Consider the following 6871-nt stretch of genomic DNA (forward strand, 5'->3'; position numbering starts at 1 on the left):
ATATCAGGTATTTATTTTTAACTTTTTTTGTCTCACATCATTTACAAATATACAATTATAAATACTATTAAATATTCATCAATATTCACCTTATAAATATAACTTCCTAAAGAAAAACCAAGTAATTTAGACAAGTTGCTATATAAGGATATATCTGTCACTCCAGCTTTGATAGACTTACTTCCCTCTATTACAAATAAATTGTAATTAAGCAGAACTATTGATATTAATAAGTAATAAACAAAATAAAATGTTAAGACATAGTATAAATTTATGTTATTTTTAAGAATAAACACTACTACTGAAAAAACTATTAATATATAATAAAAATACTTTGTTTTTATACTAGTTAAAATCCTGAAATAACTAGTATCTAGAAAAATAAATATTTCTATCAAAGTAGTTATTAACAAAATAAAATATATAGGAAAATTATATACAGATATAAATTTCACCGTTATGTATGAATATAAAACACTCAAATTTAAGTTCAAACATAAATACAAACTTCTCGCTAATTTAACATTAAATTCTATAAAAAACACCTCCTATGTGATTTACTTTATACTTATTTCTTAAAAATCATTAACCTTCTTAACTATTATGATCCTGTACTTTGATATTTTTTTAATCCGAAATTCCATATTGTTTTATAGATTAATATAAGTAGAAGCGGTCCAAATAATATTAAAAGCCATGTTTCTAAATTAAAACTATCATGCGAATTTATTAAATTTACCACTGGGAAATATCCCACAAATGCGAACGGAATAATTATTAGTACTACTTTAATAAAAAACGGATAAATATTAACTGGATAATTTGCTAATTGATATAATTGCCATAAAACTGATTTTATACTATCATTTGTTATCGAAAAGAAACTAATTGATACTAATGCTAAGTATATAGCCTCTCTTACTAGAACCGCAGATATTGTAAATAAAATGAATTTTATTATAAATAAATAATTTACATCAATATCTAAGTTATATAATGAAAAAATCACAATAGCTATACCTGTAATTAACTCAAATAAAGCTTCCTCATCTAATTGGAAAATAATAAATTGATAAAGAATATTAAGTGGTCTTAATAAAAATAAATCAAGTTCTCCAGTTTGAATTAAATATGGGACTTCTAAAGTAGTAACAAAGAAAAATTCCCATAACGCTGATGTTAGTGTTAGAAAACCATATAAAAACAACAATTGATATAAAGAAAAACCACCGATTAATTCTGTATAATTAAGCGTAATAAGTAATACAAACAATGTTGTAAGAGTATCTAGTAAATAGCCCAAATTTCCTATTATAAAATCTAGTTTATAACTCAATATCCTTTTTACATCCATTTTAAAAAACTCTGCATATAAATATAAATGTTTCTTCATATTAACCTCCCATTATATCAAACTTATTAAATACATATTGTGATAGTCTCTTTGAAATTATCAATAATATGATTAACCAGAATATCTGTACACCAAAAATAAATAAGACTTTTCCTAAATCATTATCATGTACAATAATAGAAATAGGTGCATACATTACAGCGTAAAATGGAGTTATCTCTGATATTTTCAATAATAATTTTGGATATAAATCTAAAGGTAGCAATCCTCCACCGAAAATAATAAGAAGAGCATTAACTAATTCAGATACACCATTTATTCTTATAAATACTGTTGATAATAATGCAATAATATAACCTAATAAAAACGCAACGATATAACTCAAAATATACACGAATATAAAAAGTACAAATCTCTTAAGAGAAATAGTTCTGAATATTAAATTATAAAACAGTAAAATATAAATAACTAAAATTGGTAGTACTTGAAATTTTAATTTATAGAGAAAATTTCCTAAAGTAGAGAAAAATGTTATAACTATTAATCCATTAGGCTTATTCAAATAATTAATAATAATACCTTTTAAAATTTTTTCAGATACAAAATTGGTAGTTATTTTTATAGGTAAAACTATTTGTAAAATAATCGCAAACAGTACGTAAGTTATTATTTCATCAATATTTTTAGAATTGTATTTTTCAACATATATCCAGATACTATACTGTATTAATACCATAGAAAGTGATGCAATTATCTGCATTATCGTATTAAATTTGTATTGTAATAAACTTTTGTATTGATATAAAGTATAAGCAAAAAATCTATTCATATTTATCACCCGTCTTATCCTTCACAAGCAATACCTCTTGTAGATTTAAGTCCAGTACTTCAGTTTGTGTAATTATACTTTCACTCGGCAGTAATTTTATTATATCCAAAATATTATATTTAGTTTCATCAAAAACAAACTCTTTAGAATCAACATTTGTACGTAAAGGCAATATTCCTTCTTTATCTAAATCTACTATATTCTCTCCGTACATTTTTAGTTTTTTATATTTATTAAAAATCTGCTTGAAGCTCTTCACTTCACCATCATAATTGATTTCACCATCACTTATCAAAATCATTCTCTTACATACTTTTTCAATATCAGAAATCTCATGAGTCGTTAGTATGATAGTAGTATTATATTTCTCATTTATTTTTAGTATTAATTCCATGATTTTCTTCTTTGTTTCTATATCTAAACCGATTGTCGGTTCATCTAAAAACACTAATTGCGGCTTATGAATAATACTAGCTATAAACTCTCCACGCATTCTTTGTCCTAAAGATAGTTGCCTAACTGGTTGATATAAGTACTCTTTTACATTTAATTCTGTTATCAAATAGTCTAACCATTCTTTATTGTCTACTTCATAGATTTTCGATAAATACTCAAAAGAATCGATTAGTGGTAAATCCCACCATAAATGTGATTTTTGTCCAAATAACGCACCTATATTTTTAGCATTTTTTTGCCTATTAATAAATGGATCTTTACCGAATACTTTTATTGAACCTTTTGTACTAGTTAGTATTCCTAACAGCAATTTTATAGTTGTAGATTTTCCAGCTCCATTATTTCCTATATATCCTACAATTTCTCCTTCTTTAATACTAAAATTTATATCCTTCAACGCTTGTTTAACTGTCTTTTCTGTATTAAAAAAGCTAACTCTATTTTTTATTATGTAGTCTTTACTAAGACTCTCAACACTAATTATCTCTTTCATAATATTTCCTCTTATTTTAAAATTTATTATCGAATTTTAAATGATTCTCTTCAAGTAATTTTACTATTTCTCTTGAATCTGTTCTCCTATTTTTAACTATATTAACGTGTTTTTCTCGTAAAGTCAATATTTTCTGAATATTATACTGATTTTTCTTTTAATTTACGATAAGTAAATTATTTTCGCTAGCGAATTCGGTGATTTTTGAAATAATAAAAAAACAACCCCATCTCTCTAAATCAGGAAATGAGGTTGATACTTAATCATTTATTACTATTGTTTTTTAACTCTTTCTTTTCTTTTTTTAATTTCCACTTATCATAAATTAAGTAACAAATAAATTCTATGGTTTCATAATTTCTAATCATCCTTCTTCTTTTAACAAAAAGTAACAATTAATATAACTGTCTACTATTTCTCCAATTTTATTATCATCTGTCAAATTTGAAATTTTTTCTTTAGTTTTTTCTATTAATAAATTTCTATCTAATAAATGTATATCTTCGGCTGCTATTTCATCAGTAATATCTGAATAGAACATAAGCAAATCTTCAGTTTGTTCTATATTTAACCCATTTTTAAAACAAGCAAATGTAAATGACGGTTCCTCACCGTGCTTAACCCTTAAATAATCTACTAGTTCAGCAATAATTTTAAAATTTAGTAAATTATCATTAAACATTTTTTCAATCATAGGATCCATAATTATCTTCCCCTTTCTAATGTACTTATTTATATATAATTACACTATCCGCTCTTAACAAAAAATCTACGATATTTTTTTAAGACTCATTAGTGATATTACTATAATGATAATTAAAGAATATAAATTTATATATGAAAAATATTCTTTTCCTAATTTTTCTATCAGAAACGCTATTATTATACCTCCTAGAGAATACAAGACACTTCCTAAAACTAGAATTAATGATAATACTTGCCCCATTATTTTTCTAGAAATTTTTCTTTGGAAGAATGTTGCTTTATAAATCAGTACTGGGGCTGAAGCGACTCCTGCTATAATAAGTATAATTACTGAAAGAATAATATTCGTACTAAAATAAAACAGTATCAATAATAAACAATGCACTATAATGCCTAGGCAAATTAATTTTTCTATTTTAATTTTTGATATAAATTGCAAACCTATTATAAGCGAAGCCAGTATAATACCAACAGATTGTAAAGAATTTAATATTCCATACGCTACACTATTATTATTTAGATTTTGTTCTACATATATTGGTAATAAAACGATAAAACTTCCCCAAGTTAACATATTCCACAATGTCGTATTAATTGTCATAAGGAATATTTCACTATTTTTTACAATATACTTCATAGAACTAAATATGGTATATTTTCCTTGTCTATCTTCACTGTTACTAAATATTTCATCACTTTTTATTGTACTTATTATAATCGCTGAAATGAAAAATAATACAGCACCTATTATAAAAGCTATTCTATTATTACCTAACACTCCCATTATCGCAACAGAAATCGAACCAAAGATATAAGAGATATCGAAAAATATTATCATCAATGCATTAGCTGTTACTAATTGTTCATCATTACATACCTCTTTTATTATTATATCTCCTCCCGCTGATAAAGGAATTCCTATAACACTATTCAAACCTATCAATAATCCTATAATGCTCAAAGAGATTTTATCATTAAATGGCAATAAAAAAATAATAAGAAAAATACCAGCTCTTAGTAGTAAAAACAAGAACATCGCTTTTCCAATATTAAACCTATCTAACACTTTTGATATTAATGGTCCAAAAACTATAGCTGGCAATTGAGTCAATACACCAAAAATAGCAATCAATAATGGGCTTTTAGTTTCTTCATAAATCAACCAGATAATACTGATACTAACAAAAGATTGCGCTAATGTGATAAAGTTAATCGAAAAAAAATACTTTATAAAATCAATATTTTTTAAAACACTCACGCATTTATTCATAAATTAATTCCCTTCTACTCACAATTCACCTTATTCTTCATAACATAAAAATAATTACTATATTTATTATAATATGAAAATAAAATAATACCAATATGAAAAAATCAAGCATTTTTCAACTGTATTTTTGAGAATACACATATAAATTAATCAAAAAACAAAGTGGATGCCTCCTGCTCATTACAGGATAACATCCACTTATCTAAATTAAATATTTACGTATTAAAAATTATATATCAATAATTCAACGTCGTTCTTTTACAACAGCTCACAATTATTATCTATTTTTTCTTCTTGATACAGCTGTTCCCGCTAATCCTGCGATAGTTAGTAATAATGCATATGAAGAAGTTTGTAATCCTGTGTTAGGTAATACTCTACTTTCTTCTTTTTTCACTACTTTTACTTCAGCTTTATCAATTGATAATGTAGGTTTATTATCGTGTGAAGTCATAACTTGTCGAACGTTCTCACCTGTAGACTCTTGAGCTTTTGTAAATGGATTCCATGTATTATCAAGTGTTGATTCATTTTCTAATGTTTCAAATTGTGTAATCACTGGTTGAGATAAATTTAATTTTTCCCTTATATCTGGTTGTACCGTTTCTGACTCTTCTGATTCTTCATCACTTCGTTCTTCTACTAAAGCATATTTACTAAAGTGGGTTGTGTCGAAAGTAACGATACTTCCATTTCCATTGTCATAAGTTGGTAATTTTTCTAATTTTAATTTATTATTTTCATCACGATAAACATAATAAACTATTGATTTCCCTTTAGCATTAGTTACAGTAACAGTTCTCTTAGTTCCTACTGAATCAACAGTATTCCCTGAAGAATCCGCAAGCTCCAAATCATAAACATCTACTAGTTTATATTTTGGATTAATTGCTTTTAATTCATTACTTAACTCAGCTAATTCTGCTTCATCTTTTACTTCTGCAACGTGGAACTTAGCTGCTGGAATTTTTGTGATATCGAAATGCACACTTATTTTTCTATTTCCTACAGTTTGTTCTAGTACTGTAACTTTTTGTTGCTCATCTTTTTCAGCAGACTTAGTACTAGCTTCAGTATACTCTGGAAGTGTTACTACCGGTGCTACTTCATCTCCTACCGTCGCTATAGCTTCAGTATAATCTTTTACATCATTTACTATACTTTCTACTGCATTCACTCCGCCTTTATATTCTGGTAGCGGTTCTCTTGTTACTACTTCGTCTCCTGCTGTTCCAAGTGCTTCTGTATAGTCTTTTAGATCGTTCACTAAATTCTCTGCAAGATTCACTCCGCCTATGTATTCTGGAAGTGTTACTACCGGTGCTGGTTCCTCTCCTGCTGTTCCATTTGCTCCATTGTATTCTGGTAGATTATGCACTGCACTTTCTTCTGCATTTACTCCACCTTCATATTCTGGTAGTGTTACTGTCGGTGCTGGTTCCTCTCCTGCTGTTCCATTTGCTCCATTGTATTCTGGTAGATTATGCACTGCACTTTCTTCTGCATTTACTCCACCTGTGTATTCTGGAAATGTTACTACCGGTGCTGGTTCCTCTCCTACTGTCCCAATTGTTTCTTTGTATTCTGATAGACTATGTACTGCACTTTCTTCTGCATTTACTCCGCCTTCATATTCTGGTAGTGTTACTGTCGGTGCTGGTTCCTCTCCTACTGTCCCAATTGTTTCTTTGTATTCTGATAGACTATGTACTGCACTTTCTTCTGCATTTACTCCGCCTTCATATTCTGGTAGTGTTACTGTCG

At 27.2% G+C, this 6871-nt stretch carries 6 protein-coding genes; all 6 read right to left on the reverse strand.

Annotation, left to right across the window (positions count from 1 at the left end):
* Window positions 1-601: 601 nt before the first annotated feature.
* Window positions 602-1393 carry an ABC-2 family transporter protein gene (locus RYK99_RS08465; protein WP_314991790.1) on the reverse strand — a complete coding sequence of 264 codons (792 nt, stop codon included), beginning with the start codon at window positions 1391-1393 and terminating at the stop codon, window positions 602-604.
* A 1-nt stretch (window position 1394) separates the two neighbouring features.
* Window positions 1395-2183 carry an ABC transporter permease gene (locus tag RYK99_RS08470; protein WP_314991792.1) on the reverse strand — a complete coding sequence of 263 codons (789 nt, stop codon included), beginning with the start codon at window positions 2181-2183 and terminating at the stop codon, window positions 1395-1397.
* Window positions 2176-3132 (reverse strand): ATP-binding cassette domain-containing protein, encoded by a 957-nt coding sequence (locus RYK99_RS08475; protein WP_314991793.1) that lies wholly within the window; start codon window positions 3130-3132, stop codon window positions 2176-2178. The genes RYK99_RS08470 and RYK99_RS08475 overlap by 8 nt, the downstream gene beginning before the upstream one ends.
* Before the next feature lie 364 nt (window positions 3133-3496).
* Window positions 3497-3835, reverse strand: coding sequence for a hypothetical protein (locus tag RYK99_RS08480; RefSeq protein WP_314991795.1), 339 nt, complete (start codon window positions 3833-3835; stop codon window positions 3497-3499).
* Window positions 3836-3901: 66 nt separating this feature from the next.
* Window positions 3902-5095: an MFS transporter gene (locus RYK99_RS08485; protein ID WP_314991796.1), complete on the reverse strand. Its 1194-nt coding sequence runs from the start codon at window positions 5093-5095 to the stop codon at window positions 3902-3904.
* A 289-nt stretch (window positions 5096-5384) separates the two neighbouring features.
* Window positions 5385-6871, reverse strand: a 1487-nt coding sequence (locus RYK99_RS08490; RefSeq protein WP_399544180.1) for an SIALI-17 repeat-containing surface protein, incomplete at its 5' end; no start/stop codon positions are given.

The organism is uncultured Gemella sp., assembly GCF_963537375.1.
Lineage (GTDB): Bacteria > Bacillota > Bacilli > Staphylococcales > Gemellaceae > Gemella.